The sequence below is a fragment of the Maribellus luteus genome (genome assembly GCF_003576475.1).
GTDB lineage: Bacteria > Bacteroidota > Bacteroidia > Bacteroidales > Prolixibacteraceae > Draconibacterium > Draconibacterium luteum.
Map to the genome: position 1 here is coordinate 1 of NZ_QWGR01000248.1, position 534 is coordinate 534.

The window sequence follows — 534 nt, forward strand, 5'->3', positions numbered from 1 at the left end:
CCGGTGCGCAGCGCATGCAGGCGCAGCTCCGGTTGCAGCAGCGTACGCCCCATCTCGACGAGGAAGGTCAGCACGCCCAGCGCTACAAGCATGCTGGCCGACAGCGGCGCCTTGTTGGCCTGGATGGCAGCCAGCGTGAGCGCGCCGTACGCGACGAATTCGCCCTGCGGGATGAAGATCACGCGCGTGACGGAAAACACCAGCACGAGCGCCAGTGCCAGCAGCGCGTAGATCGCGCCCGATGTCACGCCGTCTTGCGCCAGGATGGCGGCAATCGACAAATCCATGAAGCTCCTCGTTCTTGTAATGGTGGAGTTCGCGCCGGATGTGAGCCGGGCGAGGGGGCGCCACGCGTTACGAGATAGTAAATTTCTTACGACAGGATGAAATTGGCGACAACCCTAACGCACCGCCCTGCTTCGACGGCTGCCGGCTTTCGCAGGGCGTTCCGCGGGTGCCTGCAGCATGGCAGACAAGCGCATCACGAACGTGCGCAACGTGTGCTCCAGCTCGCCGCCGCGCTGCGCGTGAAAC

At 64.4% G+C, this 534-nt stretch carries 1 protein-coding gene; it reads right to left on the bottom strand.

Features of this window, described 5'->3' with window-relative positions:
• On the bottom strand, positions 1-287 hold a 287-nt coding region (locus tag D1614_RS28780; protein ID WP_206610207.1), incomplete at its 3' end, for a hypothetical protein.
• Between the last annotated feature and the right edge of the window lie 247 nt (positions 288-534).